Below are 25,073 nucleotides of genomic sequence, written 5' to 3' on the forward strand. Positions count from 1 at the left end.
TAGAGAAAATCACCTACCATCTGGAACGGCTCTACTTTCTTCATTTTTTTATGATGTTCTATGTTTTGTTGCGGTGTGTATTGGCATTCGATTATTATCAAGCCTTATATTATGAAGATAGAAAATGCAGGATGTATTATGTCTTGCTTTGTTTTTTCGTAGGCATAGTTATCACACGTGTTCTTCTAGGGGTTCTTTCGTTAGTTGTCTCGTTCATTTATCACTTCTAAAAAATCCATTAGCAAAAGACAAGACTCAGCTGATTAAAAGATTGTCTTTCAATCGAATAAGTTTGTTACAGGATTGCTTTATTTAAATTGTGAGGAGGTTTTTAATGTGTTGAAAAAAAGATATCAACCCCTTGATAGTTATCAGCGAAAAGGGAAGATCTATTCCATCATTGATTATGTAATCTTTGGGAGCGCAATAATTTTTGAGAAATATCATAGATTCCCACTCAGGCCTTATAGACCCCCAATCAGACCTATTGGAACTCTTGGAACTTCAGATATTCGAGAGATTGGGTTAACGGCTGTGAGTGCAATGATTATGATACTAGCCTGGAATACAACTTCAAGTTTAAACCGTCATGAGCTTGTTCCTGAATACAAAAAGCATCTCGCTGGAATTGAGCACTTTTTCTTCTTCTTGGCTGGTTTTTTTATCTTGATTTTCACTGCCGATCCCTTGATTGGTTTACTATCGCGAACGATACCGGTAGAGAAAATCACCTACCATCTGGAACGGCTCTACTTTCTTCATTTTTTTATGATGTTCTATGTTTTGTTGCGGTGTGTATTGGCATTCGATTATTATCAAGCCTTTTATTATGAAGATAAAAAATGCAGGATGTATTATGTCTTGCTTTGTTTTTTCGTGGGCGTAGGTGTCATTCGTATTCTTCGTGCAGCTCTTACTTAATTTGTCTCATTTATTCACCCCTTCTAAAAGAATCCATTAGCAAAAGACAAGCCTCAGCTGATTAAAAGATTGTCTTTCAATCGAATAAGTTTGTTACTGGATTACTCCATTTAAATTGTGAGGAGGTTTTTAATGTATTGAAAAAAAGATATCAACCCCTTGATAGTGATCAACGAAAAGGAAAAATCTATTCCATCATTGATCATATAATTATGGGGACTGCAATATTACTTGAAGCATATCATAGCTCCCAAATTTGGCCTCGTAGATTATCGATTAGACCTATAAGAACTCTTGGAAATTCAGATATTCGCGCAATTGGGTTGACAGCTGTAACCGCAATGATACTTTTGCTAGCCTGGAATACAACTTCAAGTTTAAACCGTCATGAGCTTGTTCCTGAATACAAAAAGCATATCGCTGGAATTGAGCACTTTTTCTTCTTCTTGGTTGGTTTTTTTATCTTGATTTTCACTGCCGATCCCTTGATTGGTTTACTATCTCGAACGATACCGGTAGAGAAAATCACCTATCATCTGGAACGGCTCTACTTTCTTCATTTTTTTATGATGTTCTATGTTTTGTTGCGGTGTGTATTGGCATTCGATTATTATCAAGCCTTATATTATGAAGATAGAAAATGCAGGATGTATTATGTCTTGCTTTGTTTTTTCGTAGGCATAGTTATCACACGTGTTCTTCTAGGGGTTCTTTCGTTAGTTGTCTCGTTCATTTATCACTTCTAAAAAATCCATTAGCAAAAGACAAGACTCAGCTGATTAAAAGATTGTCTTTCAATCGAATAAGTTTGTTACAGGATTGCTTTATTTAAATTGTGAGGAGGTTTTTAATGTGTTGAAAAAAAGATATCAACCCCTTGATAGTTATCAGCGAAAAGGGAAGATCTATTCCATCATTGATTATGTAATCTTTGGGAGCGCAATAATTTTTGAGAAATATCATAGATTCCCACTCAGGCCTTATAGACCCCCAATCAGACCTATTGGAACTCTTGGAACTTCAGATATTCGAGAGATTGGGTTAACGGCTGTGAGTGCAATGATTATGATACTAGCCTGGAATACAACTTCAAGTTTAAACCGTCATGAGCTTGTTCCTGAATACAAAAAGCATCTCGCTGGAATTGAGCACTTTTTCTTCTTCTTGGCTGGTTTTTTTATCTTGATTTTCACTGCCGATCCCTTGATTGGTTTACTATCCCGAACGATACCCTTAGAGAAAATCACCTACCATCTGGAACGGCTCTACTTTCTTCATTTTTTTATGATGTTCTATGTTTTACTGCGGTGTGTATTGGCATTCGACTATTATCAAGCCTTTTATTATGAAGATAGAAAATGCAGGATGTACCATGTCTTGCTTTGTTTTTTCGTAGGCATAGGTATCATTCATATTCTCCTGGGGGTTCTTTCGTTAGTTGTCTCGTTCATCTATCACTTCTAAAAAATCCATAGCAAAAAGACAAACCCTAGCTATCTATGGTTTGTCTTTTTCTTACGCTTTTGTTTACCAGATCTGCACACGATCTTCTGGTGCACGATACATAGGGTCACCAGGTTTGATATCAAAGGTTGTATAGAATTCATCGATGTTTTGAACTTGGATATTGGCACGTAGTTTCGCTGGTCCGTGGACATCGATCGATAGTAAGAGCTGTTGGTATTGTTCTTTGGCTTTTGTACGCCAGATCTTCGCCCAATTGGTGAAGAAGTCTGCTAAAGAAACATCGCTTTCTTTTTGCGCTGCTTCTAGCGCACAGCTTAGTCCGCCTGCATCGGCGATGTTTTCAGAAACAGTCAACGTTCCATTTACGGTACCGCCGGCAAAGGGCAGGCCATCAAACTCGTCGATCATCGCTTGAGCTAAGCGTTCAAAGTGGGCCAAATCTTCTTCTGTCCACCAATTGTTTAAATTACCATGTTCATCAAATTTTGCCCCGTTGTTGTCAAAGGCGTGGGATATCTCATGAGCAATGACCGCGCCGATCCCCCCATAATTTGCGCTGGTGGATTGTTCCAAACTATAAAAAGGTGCTTGTAAGATTGCCGCTGGGAAAACGATCACGTTTTTAAATGGGTGATAGTAGGCATTCACGGTAGCGGCGGACATTTCCCATTCCTCGCGATCCACGGGCTGCTGCCATTTTTTGAAGGCATCTTCTCGGAACAAACGATTGAAATGCAGGGCATTTGCCAGCAGACTTTTCTCTTCATCGGTATGCAATTGGTCATAAATGGCAGGAACTTGATCAGGGTACCCGACATGGATGCCTAAACGATTCAATTTGATGATCGCTTTTTGGCGAGTTTCTTCACTTAACCACGTGTTGTTGCGCAAACGATCTTGGTAGACAGCAATCATTGTTTCCACCATGTGTTTGACGTCTTTTTTCGCCGTTTCCCCAAAGTACTTGCGTCCATAATAATCACCGATCACTTGACTAAAATGACCCATCGTTAAGTAATAAGCCGCTTTTTGTTGGGGAGCCGCTTCATCGATCCCTGATAAGTAGCGGCTGTAGGTTCCGCCTAACTGACGCAATTCTTCACTCAGATAGCTAGTATAGCGCAAGCTTTGGTTGACGATCATCCAGCCTTTCAAGAGTTCAAAATGGCTATCAGAAACAATAATGTCAAAGGCTTCAAAGTAAGCGGGTTCCGTTACGATCAGCTCTTCTGGTGTCCCTGGTAAAAGGGCCGTCAAGAGTTGTCTAAAATCGATCTTGCTGGCTTGCTTTGCAAATTCTTCCAAGGAGCGAGGATTGTAATTTTTGCTATAATCCGCACTTTCTTCCGCACTGCGGACGTGAGGGGCGATCAATTTATCAAAAGCGATCGCTTGCTCTACCAACGATTCCGCTTCTGCTTGGTCTTTTCCATAAGCAACTAAAACGTTGACGGCCATCTCAAAGTAGACTTGCAGCATTTCGCTTGCTTGGGGATTTTCTGTGTAATAGGTTTTATCCGGTAAAATAGTAGCAGGCGGATAGACCGACAAAGTATTCATTTGCGCATTTTTCATGTCTGCATCGACATCTAGTTGGAAAGGCAAGGCAATGCCCTCTAAAACGAAACTTGCCAGTTGCTGATTCAATTCCTCGTAAGAAGGCAACGCTTCGATTTTTGCTAATAGTGCATTTGCTTCAGTAGCGCCAGCTGCCTCTCGTTGGGCAAAATCGCTGGCTAAGCGGTAAAAAGCCACAGCATCCTTCATGCGGCCTTTTGGCGTAGCATGGGGATCGTGTGCCATATTTTCAAATTCTGCGATCATTAAGGAATCGATTCCGTCAACGAGATCTTGGAATCCACCCGTAGCGGGTTTATCTGCTGGAATAACAGCGGTCTCCAGCCACTCGCCATTTACATAGTCATAAAAATCATCTTTTAACAAGGTTGTCATGTCTTTCGCTCCTCTCGCTTTCTACTATTATGAAACAAAATCTGTAAGGACGCAAAGAAAAGTTTTCTAGACGAAAAAGGGTTTTGATCCAAGTAGGAGGAGAATCTAAGGTATAATAAGAAAAAAGGCAGGTGAACGAGATGGAACAAGTAGAGTGGAAAGGGATCGCCGAAGAGCGGTTTCGTCCGTATAAGCAGTGGGTCACTCCTTCAGGGTATTTATGCGGCACCTATGCGGCAGCCGTCTTTTTGGCCTACTATCAAGATTACATCGATGAAACGATCATCCCGAAAGCGTTTCGTAGAAAAAAACAGCGGGATCTGACAGTAGTGACGGAAATGCTGCGGGTGCTGATTCAGCCTCATGGGTTGCCGACGATCGCTTGGCAGGTCAGTCATGGATTGACTCGGTTTTTCGATCAATTCCAATTGCCTTACCGCGGACGTGCGACTGTTGTTGGCGGCTGGCATCGAGCGTGCAAACGAATCGATGAAGGCAAACCGGTGATCATCGGTATTTTGAAGCCTTTAGGCAGCACATATGGCAATCATTGGGTCGTGGCTTACGCCTACGCTGAAACCGCCAGCGGAGAACGCTATTTTAAAGTTCATGACAACTGGGGCAACTACAAAAAAGTGATTCCCGCCAGTTGGGTAAACGGTACCGTCACACTTCCTTGAACGAGACGGTTAAAAAAACAGTCACTTTGTGCTAGAATAGAAGAAAACAACCACATTCATTGGAGGCAATCATGGGCGAAAGTTATAAAGATAGTTCGTTGAAAATTTTTAGTTTAAATGGAAATTTACCATTAGCAGAAAACATTGCGAAAGTTTTCGGTACAGAACTAGGGAAGTCAAAAGTGACACAGTTTAGTGATGGAGAGATTGCCATCAATATCGAAGAAAGTGTGCGGGGCGACCATATTTATATCATTCAATCGACGAATGAACCCGTCAATGATCACTATTTAGAGCTATTGATCATGATCGATGCGATGAAACGGGCTAGTGCGAAGACCATCAATGTCGTTTTGCCTTATTACGCATATGCACGGCAAGACCGAACCGCCAACCCGCATGAGCCGATCACTGCAAAATTGATTGCCAATATGCTGGTGGAAGCAGGGGCTTCTCGAATCTTGACGCTTGATCTGCATGCCGTCCAAGTTCAAGGATTTTTCGACATCCCAGTGGATAATCTCTTTACGATCCCATTGTTTGCCCATTACTATCGCGAACAAAAAATGACTGGTGACGACTATGTCGTAGTTTCACCAAAAAACAGCGGTGTCCAACGGACCCGTAGTTTGGCAGAATACTTAGATACAGCGATCGCGATCGTCGATCAAGATGAAGCCGATGGCGGCTATGTGATCGGTGATGTCGTTGGGAAAAAATGTATTTTGGTTGATGACATTTTAAATACCGGCCATACATTGGCAAAAGCGGCAGACTTGTTGAAGGAAGCTGGTGCCAGCGAAGTGTATGCTTGTGTCTCTCACGCCTTGCTTTCACCGCCTGCTAAAGAAATTTTGGATCAATCAGCGATTGAAAGTATTTGTGTCACCGATTCTTGCTGGACCAGCGAAGAACGCCATCCAGAAAAACTGCACTACATTTCTTGTGCCGAATTGATGGGGGAAGCCGTTCGCCGCATTCACGAAAATACACCAATGAGTCCATTGTTCCGCCTGGAAAGCAAAGAGTATAAATAAAAATATGAAAAGCACCCGCTATCCTTAGGGATAGCGGGTGCTTTTGCATGTAAGGGGAAGTGGATCAGACCAGCGGATCAGTTCAACTGGTTGCGGTTTAAGACCGTTTCTCGTTTGATCAGCTTATGTGGTACGACCAGCTGTACGCCGTTTGAATCTTCGTGATTCAATTGCGCCATCAGCCGTTCGGTAGCGATTTTTCCTAAGGACAACACGTTGATATCGATACTAGTCAAATACGGATGGGTCAAAGTAGCAAAGATCGAATTGTTGAAACTGATGATGGATAAGTCGTCGGGGACTTTGTAGCCATACATCGTCGCTAATTGAATGATCCGCACAGCGAACAGATCATCGATCACGACGATGGCTGTTGCTTGGGATTCTTTGATCGTTTCTTCAAACGTGACGTAATCTTCCGCTTTTTCAAAGGTCAATGCTGGATAAAAGGGGAGATTTGCCAGCATCATGGCTTTTTGGTAGCCGAAGAAACGCTCGAAATACAGGTTTTCATGGGTCGTATTGGTAGCAAATAATATCTTCGTATGCCCTTGGGCGATCAGATGCTCGGTTGCTTGCTTGCCTAACAACTGGTTGTCATTATCGACAAAAACGATTTTGTCTTCATTGCTGTATGGTTGACCAATCAAGGTAAAAGGGACTTCTTTTTCGACCAGATAGTCGATGATGGGGTCTTTTTCATCGGAATAGACCAAGATAAAGCCATCTACTTGTTTTTGCAGGTGCATCCGTTCCACGTTTTTTAGTAATGTAGCAAAGTCACGGGCGGAGGCAACGGCAACCGTCATTTGATGATGGCGGGCCTCTTCATTGATGGCTTCGATCGTTTCTAAATAAAAGGGGTTTCCTAGTCGTTCTTTCGAATCAAGAGGCGGCAAGATCACGCCGATGGCACTGGATATCTGTTTGCCGAGATTTCGAGCCGCAAGATTGGGGACATAGCCCATTTCTGCCATTACTTTGCGCACTTTCTTCTTGGTATCTTCAGAAATGCTGGGATGATCGTTTACGACACGAGAAACCGTGGATGTAGCGACGCCAGCCTTTTTGGCGACATCTTTGACCGTAATGCTCACTGATTTCCCTCCTTTTTTAGCTTATAGTATCACAAAGTGTCGGCACAAGGGTAGAGCCAATCAAAAGAAAGAAGAAATGCAGACATTTCTTCTTTCAGAAGGCTTGTTTAGTTGATCGCTGTACTGATTTCGTCTTCTAAAACATAATCTTTGCCATACAACTTGATTGGCAATGCCTCACCGCTGATTTTCTTCAAAGTCACCGTTGACTCATTGACGGAAACAAAGAGCAGACGTCCACGATAGTTGATGTGGAAGGCGTAGCGGCTCCAAGTTTTAGGTAAGAATGGCGCAAACCCTAAGTGATCGTGATCAGTTTTCATTTGAGCAAAACCTTGAACGATCGCTAACCAGCTGCCGGTCATAGAAGTGATGTGCAAGCCATCATCGGTATCATTGTTGTAATTGTCCAAATCAAGACGAGCAGTCCGCTCATACATTTCCAACGCTTTTTCTTCCATGCCTAATTCCGCTGCCAAAATCGCATGGATACTTGGAGAAAGGGAAGATTCATGCACTGTCATCGGCTCATAGAAATCAAAGTTCCGTTGTTTTTCTTCTTTGCTGAATTGATCGCCGAAGAAGTAGATTCCTTGCAAAACATCGGCTTGTTTGATAAAGCAAGAGCGCAAGATATGATCCCACGACCAATTTTGGTTTAACGGCAAATGTTTTGGATCAAGATCGGAAACGGGCATCAAGTCTTTGTCTAAGAAGGTATCATGCTGGACGAACACACCAAGCTCTTGGTCTTCTGGGAAGTACATATTGTCGATGATGTCTTGCCATTTGGCTTGTTCTTCGTCAGAGATCGTGACAGTCGCTTCGTCTTTGAAGGCTTCATAGCTGGCTAAGGTATAAGCTAAGACCCAAGTAGCCATTTTATTGGTGTACCAGTTGTTATTGATATTGTTTTCGTATTCGTTTGGTCCTGTAACGCCATGGATCATGTATTTTTGCTGGCGTTTTGAATAGTGGACACGATCTGCCCAGAAACGTGAGATCGCGCTTAACACTTCTAATCCTTCTTTTTTCAGGTAACTTGTATCGCCAGTATAATTCGTATAGTTGTAGATGGCATAAGCGATGGCACCGTTTCGGTGGATTTCTTCGAAAGTGATCTCCCACTCATTGTGGCATTCGATCCCAGTGAAGGTCACCATTGGGTAAAGGGCACCTGCTAAGCCTTGTTTTTGCGCATTGATATGGGCTTGCGGCAATTGGTTGTGACGGTATTTCAACAAGTTCCGGGTCACTTCTGGTTTTGCTAATGCCAAATACAATGGAACTGCATAGGCTTCGGTATCCCAGTAAGTCGCACCGCCATATTTTTCACCAGTAAAGCCTTTCGGTCCAATGTTCAAGCGCTCGTCTTCGCCATAATAGGTTGAGAACAATTGGAACAGGTTGAAACGAATCCCTTGTTGCGCTGCAGCATCGCCTTCAATGATCACATCGGCTAAATCCCAGCGGGCTTTCCAAGCAGCGACTTGTTCTGCACGCAATGCATCGTAATCTGCTTTGTATAAAGTACCTAATTCGGTGACTTTTGCTGGATGATCATGAGCGGGAACATCACGACTCGTAACGATCAAGACTTCTTTGATCAATGAGAAGGTGTCACCGGCTGTTCCAGAAAAGGCAAAGGTATCAGCAACGCAAAGCTCGCTCTTCATGGAATCGATCGGTGTTTGGCTATGACGCATAGCAGAAGTGACAGTAAAGCGTTCAATGTCAAAATTATTTTCTACGGTCCGAGTGGTCAAGTAATGGAAGGTTTCGGTTTGGCCATGAGCCAATTCCTCCCAGAAACGTTCGTCGTAGTTGCTGTCTTCGTTATGGACATTGTTATCTAGTTTAGAAACGACTTTGATCTCAGCGTCGCCTTCAATGATCTCAGCGTCCATCTTAATGAGGGCAAGTTCACGTTTTACGATGCTCAAGAAGCGTTCAAAAGAGAATTTTACTGTGGCGCCTGCCAAAGTGACAGTAAAGTTGCGGCGTAAAATCCCGGTTTCCATGTCTAGTTCTAAACGGAAATCACTTGGGCTGATTTTTGCTAAGTCGACTAATTGGTCATTGACAAATAGGTCCATTGCAATAAAGTTGACCGCGTTGATCACTTTGCCAAAATAGTCAGGGTAGCCGTTTTTCCACCAGCCGACACGGGTTTTGTCTGGGTACCAGACACCAGCGATATAAGTACCTAAGTGATGATCGCCGCTGTATTGTTCTTCAAAGTTGCCGCGCATTCCCATGTAGCCATTCCCGATACTTGTTAGCGACTCTTGCAGTCGACGGTTTTCTTTATCTAAGGTAGATGTCGCGATTTTCCATGGATCGATCTCGAACAATCGTTGGATTTTTTTCATGAAAGTCCCTCCAGAATCTTTTTGATATCTCTATCATAAGCGCAAACGATTGCATCGTCAAGTGAAAGTTGTTGCGTTTAAAGAATTTCCTGTAAGGAAACATCGAGAAAGAGAGATTCAGTTATATAAAGGTGTAAAAGCGAATAGAATCCCTTTTGATATTTCTGGGTTTACAAAATCTTTTTTCTCCGTTAGAATGAACTCATTAAGAAACCGATTGCGTAAATCGATTCAGGGAAGGAAGAAGGAAGATGAAAAAATTATTGAGCTTCGAATTTTGGCAAAAATTCGGAAAAGCGCTAATGGTGGTTGTCGCTGTTATGCCAGCCGCTGGTTTGATGATCAGTATTGGGAAAACGATCCCAATGATCAATGCCGACTGGGCATTTTTGATCACTACAGGAGGCGTCATTGAAAACATTGGTTGGGCAATTATTGGGAACCTGCATTTATTATTTGCATTAGCTATTGGTGGTAGTTGGGCTAAAGAGCGAGCTGGTGGGGCATTTGCTGCTGGGATCGCCTTTATTTTGATCAACCGAATCACTGGTTCGATCTTTGGCGTGACGAGCGCGATGTTAACCGAAGAAGGCGCCTTTACCCATACGTTGTTTGGGACGAAGATCATGATCGACGGCTTCTTTACTAGTGTATTAGAAGCACCTGCTTTGAACATGGGTGTCTTTGTCGGGATCATCGCCGGTTTTGTGGGAGCAACAGCTTACAACAAATACTATAATTTCCGCAAATTACCGGATGCGCTTTCCTTCTTTAACGGCAAACGCTTCGTACCTTTCGTAGTGATCGCCCGTTCAGTAGTCGTCGCATTAGTGTTATCGATTGTTTGGCCCTACATTCAGGCAGGCATCAACAACTTCGGTTTATGGATCGCGCAATCACAAGAAAGTGCGCCCGTTTTAGCACCGTTCTTGTTTGGAACCTTGGAGCGGCTGCTCTTACCATTCGGGCTGCATCACATGTTGACGATCCCGATCAATTACACCGAATTAGGTGGAACTTACACGATTCTTTCTGGCGCACAAGCCGGCACCCAAGTCTTTGGACAAGACCCATTATGGCTTGCTTGGGCAACGGATCTAGTGAACATGCGCAATGCTGGCGATACGTCACAATATCAATTTTTATTGGAAAACTTTGTTCCTGCCCGCTTTAAAGTTGGACAAATGATTGGGTCATCTGGGATCTTGATGGGCTTGTCTTATGCCATGTATCGCAATGTCGATGCGGACAAACGGCACAAATATACCTCTATGTATTTATCAGCTGCCATCGCTGTCTTCTTGACAGGGGTAACGGAACCGTTGGAGTTCATGTTTATGTTTGCTGCCGTACCGCTTTACATCGTTTATGCAGTCGTACAAGGGGCTGCGTTTGCGATGGCGGATATCGTCAACTTACGGGTCCACTCTTTTGGGAATATCGAGTTGTTGACCCGTACCCCAATGGCGATCAATGCCGGCTTAGGACAAGATTTGATCAACTTTGTGTTAGTGACCATCGTCTTTGGTGTTGGGATGTATTTCTTGGCCAACTTCTTGATCAAAAAATTCAACTTTACAACACCAGGTAGAAACGGCAACTACGAAACAGAAGGAGCCAGCGATGCGCCAGCAACAGCTTCGGCGGATGGCAATTTGAACCCAGATTCGCAAGTCGTGAAAATCATTCATTTATTAGGCGGACGTGAAAATATCGCCGACGTTGATGCATGTATGACCCGTTTACGGGTTTCTGTGAAAAATCGAGAAGCGGTCGGCGATGAAAAAGCATGGAAAGCCGCAGGGGCTTTAGGCTTGATCGTAAAAGACAACGGTGTGCAAGCAGTCTATGGACCGAAAGCAGATGTCTTAAAATCAGACATTCAAGATATCTTAGATTCTGGTGTCACGATTCCCGAACCGACTGCTAGTCAAGCACCAGTAGAAACCACTACCCACCAAAGCCAAGGCGTGACAGCTGAACTAGCTGCCGTTGCCACTGGAGAAGTGATGCCGATCACCTCTGTCAAAGACCAAGTGTTTGCGGAAAAAATGATGGGTGACGGTTATGGCGTGCGCCCAGAGCAGACGACAGTTGTCGCACCAATCAGCGGGAAAGTCACCAACATCTTCCCAACGAAACATGCGATTGGCTTGCTTTCTGATGAAGGCATCGAAGTATTGGTTCACATGGGCTTAGATACCGTTGACTTAAACGGTGCCCCCTTTACGGTAGCTGTCACTGAAGGACAACAAGTGGCGGTGGGTGACAAGTTAGCGGAGATGGATCTCGCTGCAGTAAGTGCTGCTGGTAAAGACACCACCATCGTTGTAGTGTTGACCAACAGCGATCAAATCGATTCCTTTGAATTGACCCAAATCGGCAAGCAACAAGCAGCCACAGTTGTTGGAATCGTAAAACTATAATAAAATGACAAGCGGGTCGACTCTTTTGTTGACCCGCTCTCTTTTATTTTTTTAAGGAATCGTACAAGCAAACCGAGAGAAGGAGCCTTATTCATGAAGGTATTAACATTGAACACCCATAGCTGGTTAGAAGAAAATCAGCTAGAAAAATGCAAGATGATCGCACAAGAGATTGCAACAGGCGACTATGACATCATCGCCTTGCAAGAAGTCAACCAAACGATCGCTGCTCAAACCATCGTTCCTGATGGGCTATATTGCCCCACAGATACGCTGGTGGAAATCAAGGAGGACAATTTTGCTTTACGCCTAGTGGAAGAACTGCAACTGTTAGACTGTGATTACTACTGGTCATGGACCTACAGTCACGTAGGCTATGACATTTACCACGAAGGCAATGCCTTATTGTCCAAACAGCCCATCATTGCCAAAGAATACCTTGCTTCACAAGCCACGGATGTCTGGGATCATACCACACGCAAAAACCTGAGCGGCGTGACTGAAGCCGATGGACAGATCGTACAAGTCGTTAGCTGTCATTTTTCTTGGTGGCAAGACGGTAAATTTGCCTACGAGTGGCAACAGACAGAAGCATTTTTAGCAGAACGGGCAGATACCTTATTGATCCTAGGAGATTTCAACAACGATGCGGCCAGTTCTGGTCATCAACTCGTCCTTGACAGCTCCTTACAGCTGCAAGACAGCTTTTTAACGGCTGCCGAAACGATCGGTGAAGCCTCTGTCGTTAAAGCCATTGATGGTTGGCAAGACAATCGAGAAGCATTGCGGATCGATTATGTTTTTGCATCCAATGACCTGCAAGCAACGGAATATGAAGTCGTTTTTGACGGAACGCGTACTCCGATCGTCAGCGATCACTTTGGAATCAAAGTGGTTTTTGCTTCAAAAACAGAGCCAAACTAGCAGAAGCGACAGCAAAAAAGCAGTGCCAACTGGCACTGCTTTTCTTTTTGGGGAAGTTAAATCGCTGATCGAACAAGGAGGAAAAAGAATAAACTTAATAAAAGAATGAATGCTAATGCCCCATAGGTAAAACTCTTTTCGCCCCAGGTTGCGTTTTCCTCCTGACTCGAAAGACTTCTTCTTGTAAAAAAGACGAGTCCTGCGCCGATGACATTCGCTGTTAGCAACTGTTGAAAGAAGATCAGGAATAAATACTGACCCAAAAGGCCTTTTTTACTCATGGAAAACCGTTGAATAAAGTACAGGCAAGCCCCTTGCAGCAAAAGGAGACTACTTAACAAGACCCCTAAAGCGGCTAACGGTTGCGAGTTGAGGTACTGGGCAAAGGTCATCCCATGGTTGAAGGCAGTCAAGGAAAGATAAAGATAGTAAGCACCGGCGATCAAAACCCAATAACTCAGTAAAATCAATGGAAACGCCCATTTTCGTTTAGTCATGGTTGCCCTCCTGTAAAGTGAATAGTCCGTAGGAACGGATCAAATAATCAATCAAGCAGCTTAGTCCAATCAAAGACTGGCTAGGGATTTTCTTGCGACCGATTTGAAAAAAATCGCAATAATAGGTCAGGTGAAAGGTTGAATGGCGAGCAAAATAATTATCTCCTGGCGCACTCAATGTCAAAACGGGAATCTGACGAATCGCAAAAGTCGTCAGATTCTCTTTGACGTTTTCTGTTTCGCCGCTCAGTGATGCGATGATCACACAATCTTCGGCAGTGATCATCGGCATGACCATATCAAATTCCGTTTTGTTCGGCAATACGATCACTCGTTTTTCCATAGAAAGCATCATTTTGGAAAACTCCTCCAGTGCTTTCTTTTGGGAAAACCCAGTTGGGTAGCAGTAGATGGTTTTGCTGCGGTCAAACAAGCGGTTGAGGGCAGCTAAGTCTACCGTTTTTAAATAGTTGAGGGTGGCGAAAATATCCTCTTGTTGCTTTTCAAAAATCGTTTTTTGTTGCGAAATCGTTGTTGCCTGTTCTTGCTGATGCCGTAGAAAATATTTGAACTCGGAATAGCCAGAAAAACCAAGTTTTTTCGTCAACCGTAAAATAGAAGACTTGGAGACGTGAACCTGCTCGGATAGCTCGACGATCCCCATAGATAGAACGGTGTCGCCGTTGGAAAGAATGTAGTTTAGAATGCCACGATCAAGTTCACTTAACTCTGATTGGTGCTGTTGAATCAAATACTGTAATTTCACAAAAACCCCTCCTTATGGATTAAGTATAGCTGAAAAGCCAGGAGGGGAGGCGAAGAACGCTGGCTAGTGTAATTCTGGCCAAAAGGCTTGATTTGCTTCAATCAATTCATCGAGTAATTCTTTGGCTACACGGGCATTTGGGACCACTTTTGAAAGAATCAGTGCTTGCCATAATTTCTGGTAAGAACCCTCTGCCCAAGCTTCCACGACTAATTTTTCTACGGCGACTTGTTGCTCCATCAATCCTTTTTGGAAGCGAGGGATCTTGCCTTGTGTGATTGGTTCTGCCCCGTTACTGCCGACGATACAAGGCACTTCCACCATTGCCTGTTCATCAAAGTTGACGATCGCTCCTTCGTTAGGCACGATCAACAGCATCCGTTCTTGCGTGTTATAAGCGATCGCTCGTGCAAGGTCAACGATGTAGCTGGCGTGTTCATCCACTTCAAGCGTGGTGTCAGTCGCTGTCTGGTTTTCTACGATGCGTTGGCATTCACCAAAGACGTGTTTTTCGCGGCCAGCCATGACTTCATTTGCCCGTGTAAAAGATGGGTTGGTGTGCGCCACTTCATCTTGAGGGAAAAAGTAATATTTCAAGTAGGTATTTGGCAAAGTGGATGGATCAACTTCGTACACTTCTTTTGCTTTGGCAAAGGTGTGCATCCAGCTGGCATCAGCATGTTGGCTCGCTTCGATTTCTTCTGGCAATGAATAGCCGTATTTTGCCACATGCGCCTGGATCTGCGGCAGCAAATCATTGCCAGCTTTGTCTCGTATATCTGTCCACCAGCCAAAGTGATTCAAGCCATAATAGCGAACCACCAACTCTTTGCGAGAAGCTAAACCGATCGCTTGCGCCATCCGTTCTTCGATTCCCACTGGCATATCACAAATATTAATGATCTTGGCATCAGGGCGCAATTTACGAGTCGCTTCTGCGACAATCGCTGCAGGATTGGAATAATTCAACATCCATGCATCAGGGGAATATTTTTCCATGTAATCGACTAACTCCAAGACACCGCCGATAGAACGCATCCCATAAGCGATCCCGCCAGGACCACAAGTTTCTTGGCCGACCACACCATATTTCAAAGGGATTTTTTCATCCTTTTCGCGCATCGCATACAAGCCAACTCGGATATGCGCCATCACAAAATCGACATCCTGAAATGCGGTTTCGGGATCAGTGGTTGCTAAAAAGCTGATTTCCGGTGCGCGTTCTTTCAATAAAATCTCGCAAGCTTGTGCAACTTTTTCTTGTCGTTCTTCCAAATTGTCGTAAAACTTGATTTGGCGAATCGGGAAACGATCCAAGTGTTCCAAAAGCATCAAGACGATTCCTGGGGTAAAGGTACTGCCGCCTCCGGCGATCACGATTGAAAATTTTTTCATTTTTGTTTCCTCCTTAGTCTGATACAGCTAATAATTTTTCGAATTGTTCTCTCACTTGTGGCACATCCAGGCCAACGATCACTTGGAAGGCGTTGCCGTTGCGAACGACACCATGGGCACCAGCGCCTTTAAAGATGTCATCTGGCAGCACTTGGTCTTGATCTTTGACGGTGATTCTTAGGCGAGTGGCACAATTAGTGACTTTATCAATGTTGTCGCGACCGCCAAACCCTTCTAAGTAGACTGCGGCTTGTTCGGTGTAGCGATTGGCACCAGCAATCACTGGCGTTCCAGTGTTGGCTTGTTTTTCTTTGTAATCTTTTTTGGTGTATAGTTTGACTTCGCTATTGTTTTCTTCCCGTCCTGGTGTGGCTAACTTAAATTTGAGGATCAAGAAGCGGAAAACAAGGAAATAAAGGGCAGTAAAGGCTAACCCGATCACCAGCTGCGTGAAGATCATACTGCGATGATTTTGAAATAGCGGAATCCAGACCTTCGCCAACAGATCGATCAAGCCGCCCCCCATATCTCCAACGACCCCGAAGGCAAACATCGTTGCCGCCATGGTCGCTGCTAAAACAGCGTGCACCGCAAAGAGGGGTGGTGAGATAAAGAGGAAGGTGAATTCCAATGGCTCAGTGATACCAGCTAAAACGGCAGTTAAAGTGGCAGGGATCAAAATCGCTAAGACCTTCTTTTTGTTCTCAGGCTTGGCTGTGAAATAAAAAGCAGCAGCGATCCCTGGTGCAGCAAAGATCTTAGAATTGCCATGTAAAGCAAAGCCCCCTTCAGGGAAAAGCTCTTTCAATGGTCTGGTGGATTGGGCAAATTCTTGTAAATGTGCCATCCAGTATTTGGAGATTCCTTCTTCGACGACAGCGGGACCAAAAACAAAGGGGGTATACACGAAATGATGGAGACCTGTGGGAATCAATATTCGCTCTAAGAAAGTATAGAGCCAGACCCCAAAGACCCCAGCACTTGCTAGAAACCCTTGCATGGACCCAATGCCAGCTTGGACTTTCGGCCAAATCAATGCGATCAAGAAAGCAACTGGCAGCATTAAAAAGAAACCGAGGATCACGACAAAGGAAGAGCCTTGGAAGATTCCGAGAAAATCAGGCAGCTTCGTATCGAAAAACTTGTTGTGAAGATAGACGACGATCGCCGAAATAAAAATTGCTCCGATAATACCAGTATCTAATGTTTTGATGCCAGCGATCATTTTCAAACCACTCTCACCGCCGGGATCAGCTGCAAAGTTGACACCGAAGAAGTTACCAAAGTACTCGATCATGCCAGAAATAAAATAATTACAAGTAATATAGACGACAAAGGCTTCCATTGCCGCTCGTGCATTGGCTTTTTTTGCGAGACCGATCGGTAATCCAATGACAAATAATAATTCCATTTGGTTGAAGACCGTCCACGCTCCGTTTTCAATGATCGTCCAAATGTTGTACCAAGTAGAGCCTTCAGTGGCGATGCTCCCCACAAGCATCGGATTTTTAAAGATAATACACAGCGCGACCATGATCCCTGAAAAGGAAAACAAGAGGACCGGGGTAAACATCGCACCGCCAAACCGCTGAACTTTTTCCATCATAATTTCTTAACATCTCCTTTCAATTTTTACTACAACCTCAGTATAGAAAAGAAAGATAGCGGTTACAATAAAGCGAGGCAGCATAGGAACGTAGAAGCAAACAAAGAGAAAAAGTGGCAACTGCGGGGAAATTTCCCATAAAAAAACAAACCTGCGAAAAACAGGTTTGTTTGCTACGTACGTGTATTTAAATTTCGACGTTGCCATAACGATTGGCAAGGGCGGTGCGGATCAAGCGCTCTGCCAAATGCTCATTTCTTGCAAGGAGCGGTCCGTGGAAGTAAGAGCCGAACACATTGCGGTAAACCACGCCTTCGGTTTGGTCTTCGCCATTGTTCCCTTGTCCTTGGATGACTTTCCCCAATGGTTTTTCCCCTTTACCTAAAAAAGTACGGCCATTATGGTTTTCAAAGCCATAATAGGTCTCATCGAATTCTTCATTGTGGATCACGATGTCACCGATGAATCGGTTGTTTTCTTGGCTTAAGGTGTAATGATCCAAGGCGCCGATCCCATTGATTTTCTCACCGTTGGCACCGATGTAGTAATGACCCAGCAATTGATAGCCGCCGCAGATCGCCAGCATGACGCCATCATTTTCGATATAGCTGGTCAGAGCTTCTTTTTTTGATTGGATATCTTGTGAAACGATCACTTGTTCAAAATCTTGTCCGCCACCGAAGAAGACGAGATCATATTTTTCAGGATCGAAGGGCTCGTGAATGCTGACGACCTCTGCGTTGAAGGTCACGCCTAGTTTTTCGGCCACGTAGCGCAGCATCAAGAGATTGCCGTTGTCGCCATAAGTATTCAAAAGATTTCCATACAAGTGGGCAACATTCAGTTGATACTTAGTCACGACTCATTCCTCCTTTGATATAGCCTTTTTCCGCAAGCTTTTTGCGTAGCTGCAAGACTGCAGTGTAAGTCGCTAAAATATAGACTTTTTCTGTTGGTAAGTCTGCGATTTGCTTGATGACGTCATCAAGTTCAGGGGTTTCAATGATTTTTTCTTCAGGGATCCCCGCAACTTTTAGCCGCAACGCCATATCTTTGTGACGATCACCACCAGCGATCACTTGAGGAATCCCCATATCGGCAAACGCTTCATGGTCTCCATCCCAAATCCAGCTGACGTCGATCCCATCTGCGTAGTTGGCATTCAACAAGCTGACTAGCGAGAAAGGATAGGGCGACAGGCCGATCATATCGATGACTTGGTTCAAACCAACAGGGTTTTTAACTAAGACTAACGTACATTCTTTGTCCCCGATGCGGATCACTTCTTGGCGACCAAAGACTTTTTCGTCATAGGCCAAACCAGATTTGATTTTTGCAGGTGCTACGCCATAATATTCCGCAACCGCAGTTGCCGCCAGCGCATTGTAGACATTGTACATCCCACCAACTTCGATGCGATAGTCGTTGCCATCGATCACAAAGTCAGCAGAGGTGTTGTCCATTGCGGTCATTTCCGTCAGTTTATAATCCAATTCTGGTCGATGGAAACCGCAATTTGGGCAGTAGTATTTTCCAAGATTGGCATAGGTGATCATTTTATAGTGTAAAATGTGATGACACTCAGGACACAACACGCCATCCGTATTGTAATGGGCCATCTGCTCTTCATCTGGCAAATGATCAAATCCATAGTATTTCCGCGGATTGACAGTTGCTACCGAATTGAACAGTGGCGAATCCCCATTGCAGAGGATCGTAGCTTCTGGTGAGTTTGCGGCACCTTCAACGATCATTTTATAGGTCGTATAGATCTCACCATAACGGTCCATTTGATCGCGGAAAATATTGGTGAAAACGAATAATTCCGGTTTGATGTACTTCGTTACTTTGCTGAGACTGGCTTCATCGATTTCTAAAACCGCAAATTTTTTACCTTTTTTAGGGCGTGCCGATAGAAAGGTTGAAACGATCCCTTGGACCATATTGGCGCCGGTGGGGTTCGTCAATACTTCATCAAATTCTTGGCGCAAAATATTGACAGTCAAGGCAGTCGTCAATGTTTTGCCGTTGGTGCCTGTGATCACGACGACTTGGTAATCTTTCGCCAAATGATCTAATATATGTGGATCAACTTTTAATGCTAATTTACCAGGCAGGCTTGAGCCGCCTTTGAAAAAGTTCTTTAATACCCATTGAGAGGTCTTACCGACTGAAACAGCCAGATGACTTCGTATTCCCATAATGTAACCCTCCATTAGAGCGAATGCTTTCATTGTGCAAATTCAATTTATCATACCATATACCAAGAAAAAGGTTAAATTGCTTTTGCGATTCTTTAAATTTCTGCAAAGACCATTCTGATAAATGGCTCTTTTACTTGCGATGATCAAAGGCTTGAAAAGCAAAACAGCAAACCTGGCAGAAGGTTTGCTGCTGCTTTAACCGATAATGATTTTTTCCGTTGGGTACTCGTAGCCTAAGTCACGTGTTTCTTTTGGTACGAATAACATCAAGGTGTACAGCATACCGACACGGCCGATAAACATCAAAAGAGCAATCACGAGTTTGCCGATGGTTGATAAATCGCCCGTGATTCCTAAAGAAAGCCCTGTGGTTCCAAAGGCCGAGGAAACTTCAACAATGATGGCGATCAAAGGGATATCCTCGATGGCGGTCAAGAATAAGACACAAAAGAAGCACATGCCCATCGAAAGCATGAAGACCACCACTGATTTGCGGACGTCATCTTGATCGATCCGGCGACCGAAGATATTGATATTGTCCTCACTTTTCAAGAAGGCATAGAGGTACAGCCCAATGATGGCAATGGTCGTCGTCCGAATCCCCCCACCAACAGAGCTGGGACTACAACCAATAAACATCAGCAAGGAGAAAACGATCAACGTCGTGGTTTGGAAGTTGCCTAAGTCATGGATCTGTAGGCCAGCATTCCGCGTTGTCATGGAATAAAACATGCTGTTCATCCACATACCGCTAAAGCTGTAATCTTTGAACAAATAATCTTTCTCAAGGAAAAAGATCGCTAATGTACCGCCGACAAAGAGGATCACGAAAGCCAAAACAGCAATTTTTGTGAATAATGAAAAGCGAAACGGCAAGCGGCGGCGTTGTTTTTTCATTTTAAAAAGGACCCATTCCCGAAAGTCCATAATTACTGGAAATCCGATCCCCCCGATAAAAATCAAAATCATGATACACGTCAGGAAGAAATAATCATGAGAAAACGGCAAGATGGAATTGCCCGTCACATCAAACCCTGAGTTGGTCACAGCAGAGATCGCTTGATAAAATCCATAAAAGATCGCATCTCGCCAATTGTCATAATAGCCGTAAAGATGAAAATAAACAGCAAAGATCGTGCCTGCTACCACCTGACAAAGCAAGATGATTGTAAACGTCGTTCGAATCATCCGAACGATCCCACTAAGCTTTGGCTGATTCATATCCGTCATGATCAACTGGCGCTGCTTTAAACTGATTTTGCGCCGTGAGACGATCGCAAAAAAGGTCGAGATCATCATGATCCCTAAACCGCCGACTTGAAAGAGGACTTCCAATAAGATGACCCCGTGGTCGTTAAACACGTCATTGATCGGAAAAGTAGTCAGCCCAGTGACACTGACCGTGCTGACCGCCATAAAGAACAGATCGATAAACGCGACATGAGAGCCGGGTTCTCGAAAGAAGGGGAGTGAAAAAAGCCCCAAAGAGACCACCGTCATCACGATATAATAAAAAACAATCACTTGGATTGAAGACACATTCTGGGAAATAAACGTCTTGCTCCTGCGCTGCGTCAAGCGGGCAAAGCGGGTAAAGTTCATTACAAAAAACCCCTCACTAAATAAACTATCCCCAGTATACCAAAGAACCAAGTAGATTTGAAAGAAAGCAGGACAGAATTCATGAGCAGCAGAAATTGTGTAAGGAAAAGCTTTTGGAAAGGGCCGTTGGGATAAAGGAAACGATCAGGCTGTGGTTCTTGCGGCAGCTTGATTGCTTAAGAAACTTAAAAACTCGAAGCAAATCAGTAAGGATTTCGCGATTTCAGAAGAAAACGCTGGCAATTTATGAGAAGATAAAAGAAGAAAAAGATAGCAGCGACGATCCGCACGGAACAATAGCGAGAAAGCGGACAAAAAAAAGCGCATCAAATTTTTTGAAAATCGAGACGGAAATGGGGAGTATCATGAAGAACGTGAAAATTATTTTTTTCGATGTTGATGGCACACTGATCGATATGAGCAAAAAGCAAATCTCTGAAAGAATGTTAGCCACATTAAAAGCCTTGAAGAAGCAAGGGATCCTGTTGTGCATTGCGACTGGCAGAAGTCCCATCGCGTTGCCGCAATTTGAAGGCGTGACCTTCGATGCGTTTTTGACCTTTAACGGATCGTATTGTTTTAATCAAGCCGAGGGGATCCACCAAAACCCCATTCCTAAAAAAGATGTTCAGCAAATCATTGAAAATGCGACGGCACTCAAGCGTCCAGTAGCGATCGCTACGAAGGACCGAACGGTTGCCAATGGCAAAGATGCTGATTTAGTTGAGTATTTTTCCTTTGCCCACCAAGAAGTGATCGTGGCAGAAGATTTTGATGAGGTGATCCAACAGCAAGACATTTTTCAAGTGATGCTAGGCTCAGGGAAAGAAGACTACGCCAAAGTGATGGCAAATACCACGGAGGCGAAAATCACCGCCTGGTGGGATCGCGCAGTCGATATTATTCCAGCCAGCAGTGGGAAAGGAAGCGGCATTGCCAAAATGCTGGCTTACTATGGCTTGGATAAATCTGAAGCCATTGCCTTTGGCGATGGCAACAATGACATTGAGATGCTAGAGGCAGTCGGCTGGGGTCTCGCAATGAATAATGCTTCGGATGAGTTAAAAGCAATCGCCGATGAAGTGATCGGTCACGTAGCCGAGGAAGGCATTTATCATTACTGCTTAGAAAACGGGCTGCTGGGTGAAGTCGTGCAGTGATGGACAATGCGCCAGTTGCTGTCGCCCGCTAAGAATATGCGCAGCCAGGATCGCTACTGCGTGTCTGTTTGATCAAATAAAAAAACTGTTTCCGAAATGTATTAGGGAAACAGTTTTTTTGATAGAAAGTTGTTTAGCAATGAGTACGGTTTACAGCACCTCCACCGCTTCGATCGCCTGATAGACTTTTTCGGGTGTGATCGCAGGATCGATCAAAATAAAGGTTTCTTCTTCTTTGACAGCATAGGTCAGAACCGAGGCGAAGTAATCTCGATCAAGGCGTGTCACGTGGAGATCCTTCAGCTTCATTGGCAAGTGCAAAGCTTCGTAAAATGGCCGTAATTCTTCAATCACATCAAAATCATTGGTATAGGCAAGCTGGACCCAAATGCAGTAGGCGACTTTGTTGCCATGCAAGACGCTATGAGTCTCACTCAAATAAGACAAGCCGTCATGCAGCGCATGCGCACCAGACGTGCGGCCAAATTCGACTGCAAAACCGCCAACTTCGCCTGCCAAAGCAATGATCGCATCGGTGATACGGGCAAAGGCGGGGGTCAGCTGCCCGACTTCTAGGTCTTTGACGGCTTGGATCGCATCGGCAATCAGCAAGTTTTTGATCAAAAGAGCGCTTTGGAAACCTAGCCGTACTAAGGCAGTCTTGTCGTCTTCTGCCATGTTGCGGACGATGGCTTCCATTTCATAATATTTGGCTAACGTATCAGCGATCCCAGCGATAAAGTAATCAACGGGTGTAGCTAGTAAAAAACGGGTGTCGACGATCGTCATGTAGGCGCCTTTTTTGGCATAGTCGATTTTACAAATCGTGTGATCGGGGTAATAGGCGACGATCACCGGGGTGAAGGGTGCACAGTTGGAAACCAATGTAGGGATCACGATCAATTCTGCGTCAAGGGTTTGGGCGGTGATTTTTGCTGTATCAGCGACCTTGCCGCCGCCGATTGCCACCACGGCATCCGCTTGCTGGATCGCTTCAGCTAAGGCTTGCGCATTTTCATAACTCGATGATCCATCGTAGCGGTAGATCGGGTAGTCAAATGAATGGGGGTAATAGGCTGAAAACACATCGAATGACTGCTCCCCAGTGATCACGGCAACTTCTTGGAACTCACTTAAATACTCTGGCAAATCAGCTAAGACCCCATCGCCAGTAATATACCGATTAGGACCTGGACGGACTTCATTGGCTAACATCAAACAAACACTCCTTTATAATCGTCAGAATTTTCTAATCAGTGTATCGCGAAAATGCCCTGACTGTCAATTTCCTTTTGGCAAAAGAAACAGAAAACAGCCGATCTGCCTTGAGAGCAAATCGGCTGTTAATGATGAATCGGGAGGCATGCTCCAAAAATGTTAGGCCCAGTTTTGGCGAATAAAGCCAGCTCGACCGGAGCCTTCGCTATAAGCATTGTAATGGGCTGCATTTTTCTTGTAAAAATCTTGATGGTAGTCTTCTGCAGGATAAAAAGGTTCTGCTGGTTCGATCTTCGTTACGATCGGACGGTCAAAGCGGCCGCTAGCTTGCAACTGCGCCTTTGATTTTTCCGCAATCGCTTTTTGTTCTTCACTATTGTAAAAAATCACTGGACGATAGGAATCACCACGGTCAGCAAACTGACCAAACGCATCCGTGGGGTCTGTCTGCTGCCAATAGATGGCAACCAATTCTTCATAAGAGATGACCTCAGGATCAAAGGTGATCTCAACTGCTTCGGTGTGACCGGTGGTTCCTGTCGTTACTTGTTGGTAGGTTGGGTTAGGCACATGGCCGCCAGTAAAGCCAGAAACCACTTTGAGGATGCCTGGCTGCGAGTCAAAAGGTTTCACCATGCACCAAAAACAACCGCCAGCAAAAATTGCCGTATCTTTCATAGGTATTCCTCCTTTGCTTCTATGGTATGCTTCTAGTAGAGAAAAACAAGAGATATGCTTAGAAAACAGGGCAATGAAGAAAGGAAGTTTGCATGGAAAGTATTTTGATTTTACTTCGAGGTAATTCTGGCAGCGGCAAAACCACTATTGCCAGAGCTGTTCAACATATTTTCGGTGAGAAAGCAGTGTTGATTTCACAAGATGTTTTTCGCAGAGAAATTTTTTGTGTCAAAGATAGCCCCAATAATTTAGCAATCGGTTTGATGAAAGAAGCCGTCTTGTATGCGAAGGGGAAAGTGCCATTGGTACTTGTTGAAGGAATTTATTCTCGTGAAAAATACCAAGACTTTCTCGACTTTCTGATTCAACTCTTTCCCGAAAGTAATCTCGTTTATTATTTTGATCTTTCTTTTGAGGAAACGGTCAAAGGCATCAGACCCGAATGCAGCGAGACCATTTTTCCGAGGAGAACATGCGCGAATGGTGGCTTGCGCGTGATTTGCTTTTCCCGCAGGAGTCCTTAAAGGAAAGGCTGATTAAAGAAGGGCAAACGATAGCAGAAACGGTTAATCAGATCATGGCTGACTATGAAGAAATAAGAAGGCGGGATTGACTGTGGCGCTAGTCATTGAACAAGGAAACGAGCAAGAATTGGCTGCTTTAGAATCAGCGTTAACAGCGTATACAAAGCACCAAAAACCATTTACGCAAACAGAAACCTATCAGAGCTTCAGTTGTGTAATCAAAAAAGAGGGGATGGTGATTGCTGGTGGCATTGCCTATGCCTCGATGTATCACATCGGTTATCTTGACACTCTGTGGGTCAAAGCATCCGAGCGGGGGAAAGGGTATGGTAAGCAGATTCTTACTGCTCTTGAACAGCAGTTGAAAGCATTAGCTGTGAAAATTGTCAGACGGCAACCTTTGATTTTCAAGCGCCAGATTTTTATCAGCGAATGGGCTATGATGAAATTGGGAGAATCGCCCATACGCAAAATCAGCTAACAGAAATTTTTCTAGTAAAGAAATTACATGATTGATTCCAAATTGATTCTCAAATAAACCTTTGA

The 25,073-nt window shown here is 44.1% G+C and carries 22 protein-coding genes; 10 read left to right on the forward strand and 12 right to left on the reverse strand.

What is annotated here, in order from left to right; genetic code table 11:
- Positions 1–336: 336 nt before the first annotated feature.
- From A5883_RS00550 to A5883_RS00560, 3 genes are all read left to right on the forward strand, one after another.
- Positions 337–921, forward strand: coding sequence for a hypothetical protein (locus tag A5883_RS00550; RefSeq protein ID WP_254907804.1), 585 nt, complete (start codon positions 337–339; stop codon positions 919–921).
- A 137-nt stretch (positions 922–1,058) separates the two neighbouring features.
- Positions 1,059–1,667, forward strand: coding sequence for a hypothetical protein (locus A5883_RS00555; protein ID WP_086337784.1), 609 nt, complete (start codon positions 1,059–1,061; stop codon positions 1,665–1,667).
- A 106-nt stretch (positions 1,668–1,773) separates the two neighbouring features.
- A complete protein-coding gene (locus A5883_RS00560) occupies positions 1,774–2,385 on the forward strand; it encodes a hypothetical protein (protein WP_254907805.1) in 612 nt (203 codons plus the stop codon).
- Between the two features lie 63 nt (positions 2,386–2,448).
- On the opposite strand, the gene A5883_RS00565 is transcribed toward A5883_RS00560, so the two are convergent.
- Entirely contained in the window at positions 2,449–4,341 is a 1,893-nt protein-coding gene (locus A5883_RS00565) for a M13 family metallopeptidase (protein ID WP_086337785.1), read from the reverse strand.
- A gap of 140 nt (positions 4,342–4,481) precedes the next feature.
- Here A5883_RS00565 and A5883_RS00575 point away from each other — a divergent pair, with 140 nt between their 5' ends.
- Both A5883_RS00575 and A5883_RS00580 read left to right on the forward strand, forming a co-directional pair.
- Positions 4,482–5,021 carry a C39 family peptidase gene (locus tag A5883_RS00575; RefSeq protein ID WP_005233534.1) on the forward strand — a complete coding sequence of 180 codons (540 nt, stop codon included), beginning with the start codon at positions 4,482–4,484 and terminating at the stop codon, positions 5,019–5,021.
- 71 nt (positions 5,022–5,092) lie between these two features.
- A complete protein-coding gene (locus A5883_RS00580) occupies positions 5,093–6,058 on the forward strand; it encodes a ribose-phosphate diphosphokinase (protein WP_010749060.1) in 966 nt (321 codons plus the stop codon).
- A 77-nt stretch (positions 6,059–6,135) separates the two neighbouring features.
- Here A5883_RS00580 and A5883_RS00585 read toward each other — a convergent pair whose 3' ends face one another.
- The gene (locus A5883_RS00585) at positions 6,136–7,155 is read right to left on the reverse strand and encodes a LacI family DNA-binding transcriptional regulator (RefSeq protein ID WP_005227844.1); all 1,020 of its coding nucleotides are present in this window, start codon (positions 7,153–7,155) and stop codon (positions 6,136–6,138) included.
- Positions 7,156–7,262: 107 nt separating this feature from the next.
- Positions 7,263–9,527, reverse strand: coding sequence for a glycoside hydrolase family 65 protein (locus A5883_RS00590; RefSeq protein WP_086337786.1), 2,265 nt, complete (start codon positions 9,525–9,527; stop codon positions 7,263–7,265).
- Between the two features lie 251 nt (positions 9,528–9,778).
- Between A5883_RS00590 and A5883_RS00595 the strand changes: the two genes are divergently transcribed.
- Both A5883_RS00595 and A5883_RS00600 read left to right on the forward strand, forming a co-directional pair.
- Positions 9,779–11,953 (forward strand): PTS transporter subunit IIBC, encoded by a 2,175-nt coding sequence (locus A5883_RS00595; protein WP_086337787.1) that lies wholly within the window; start codon positions 9,779–9,781, stop codon positions 11,951–11,953.
- A 93-nt stretch (positions 11,954–12,046) separates the two neighbouring features.
- Positions 12,047–12,877, forward strand: coding sequence for an endonuclease/exonuclease/phosphatase family protein (locus tag A5883_RS00600; protein WP_016609923.1), 831 nt, complete (start codon positions 12,047–12,049; stop codon positions 12,875–12,877).
- Between the two features lie 56 nt (positions 12,878–12,933).
- Here A5883_RS00600 and A5883_RS00605 read toward each other — a convergent pair whose 3' ends face one another.
- From A5883_RS00605 to A5883_RS00635, 7 genes are all read right to left on the reverse strand, one after another.
- Positions 12,934–13,374 carry a hypothetical protein gene (locus tag A5883_RS00605; protein WP_074934056.1) on the reverse strand — a complete coding sequence of 147 codons (441 nt, stop codon included), beginning with the start codon at positions 13,372–13,374 and terminating at the stop codon, positions 12,934–12,936.
- A complete protein-coding gene (locus A5883_RS00610; RefSeq protein WP_005227853.1) occupies positions 13,367–14,140 on the reverse strand; it encodes a MurR/RpiR family transcriptional regulator in 774 nt (257 codons plus the stop codon). The genes A5883_RS00605 and A5883_RS00610 overlap by 8 nt, the downstream gene beginning before the upstream one ends.
- Before the next feature lie 63 nt (positions 14,141–14,203).
- Entirely contained in the window at positions 14,204–15,535 is a 1,332-nt protein-coding gene (locus A5883_RS00615) for a 6-phospho-alpha-glucosidase (RefSeq protein WP_008379332.1), read from the reverse strand.
- A gap of 13 nt (positions 15,536–15,548) precedes the next feature.
- Positions 15,549–17,141, reverse strand: coding sequence for an alpha-glucoside-specific PTS transporter subunit IIBC (locus A5883_RS00620; protein WP_016609922.1), 1,593 nt, complete (start codon positions 17,139–17,141; stop codon positions 15,549–15,551).
- A gap of 187 nt (positions 17,142–17,328) precedes the next feature.
- Complete coding sequence (locus tag A5883_RS00625; RefSeq protein WP_005227859.1) at positions 17,329–18,000, reverse strand: type 1 glutamine amidotransferase; 672 nt, start codon at positions 17,998–18,000, stop codon at positions 17,329–17,331.
- On the reverse strand, positions 17,993–19,342 hold the full coding sequence (locus A5883_RS00630) for a Mur ligase family protein (RefSeq protein WP_005227862.1): 1,350 nt from the start codon (positions 19,340–19,342) through the stop codon (positions 17,993–17,995). The genes A5883_RS00625 and A5883_RS00630 overlap by 8 nt, the downstream gene beginning before the upstream one ends.
- A 198-nt stretch (positions 19,343–19,540) precedes the next feature.
- On the reverse strand, positions 19,541–20,998 hold the full coding sequence (locus tag A5883_RS00635) for a TrkH family potassium uptake protein (RefSeq protein WP_223597487.1): 1,458 nt from the start codon (positions 20,996–20,998) through the stop codon (positions 19,541–19,543).
- Between the two features lie 314 nt (positions 20,999–21,312).
- On the opposite strand from A5883_RS00635, the gene A5883_RS00645 reads away from it, so the two are divergent.
- Positions 21,313–22,107 (forward strand): HAD family hydrolase, encoded by a 795-nt coding sequence (locus A5883_RS00645; RefSeq protein WP_333493769.1) that lies wholly within the window; start codon positions 21,313–21,315, stop codon positions 22,105–22,107.
- A gap of 150 nt (positions 22,108–22,257) precedes the next feature.
- Here A5883_RS00645 and A5883_RS00650 read toward each other — a convergent pair whose 3' ends face one another.
- Positions 22,258–23,322 carry an iron-containing alcohol dehydrogenase family protein gene (locus tag A5883_RS00650; RefSeq protein ID WP_086337788.1) on the reverse strand — a complete coding sequence of 355 codons (1,065 nt, stop codon included), beginning with the start codon at positions 23,320–23,322 and terminating at the stop codon, positions 22,258–22,260.
- A 162-nt stretch (positions 23,323–23,484) separates the two neighbouring features.
- Positions 23,485–24,003, reverse strand: coding sequence for a peptide-methionine (S)-S-oxide reductase MsrA (gene msrA / locus A5883_RS00655; RefSeq protein ID WP_016609916.1), 519 nt, complete (start codon positions 24,001–24,003; stop codon positions 23,485–23,487).
- A gap of 92 nt (positions 24,004–24,095) precedes the next feature.
- On the opposite strand from msrA, the gene A5883_RS00660 reads away from it, so the two are divergent.
- Together A5883_RS00660 and A5883_RS00665 are read left to right on the forward strand one after the other, a co-directional pair.
- Complete coding sequence (locus A5883_RS00660) at positions 24,096–24,527, forward strand: AAA family ATPase (protein ID WP_254907806.1); 432 nt, start codon at positions 24,096–24,098, stop codon at positions 24,525–24,527.
- Between the two features lie 91 nt (positions 24,528–24,618).
- On the forward strand, positions 24,619–25,008 hold the full coding sequence (locus A5883_RS00665; protein ID WP_254907807.1) for a GNAT family N-acetyltransferase: 390 nt from the start codon (positions 24,619–24,621) through the stop codon (positions 25,006–25,008).
- Positions 25,009–25,073: the final 65 nt, after the last annotated feature.

This window comes from Enterococcus sp. 5B3_DIV0040 (genome assembly GCF_002140755.1).
Classification (GTDB): domain Bacteria; phylum Bacillota; class Bacilli; order Lactobacillales; family Enterococcaceae; genus Enterococcus_D; species Enterococcus_D casseliflavus.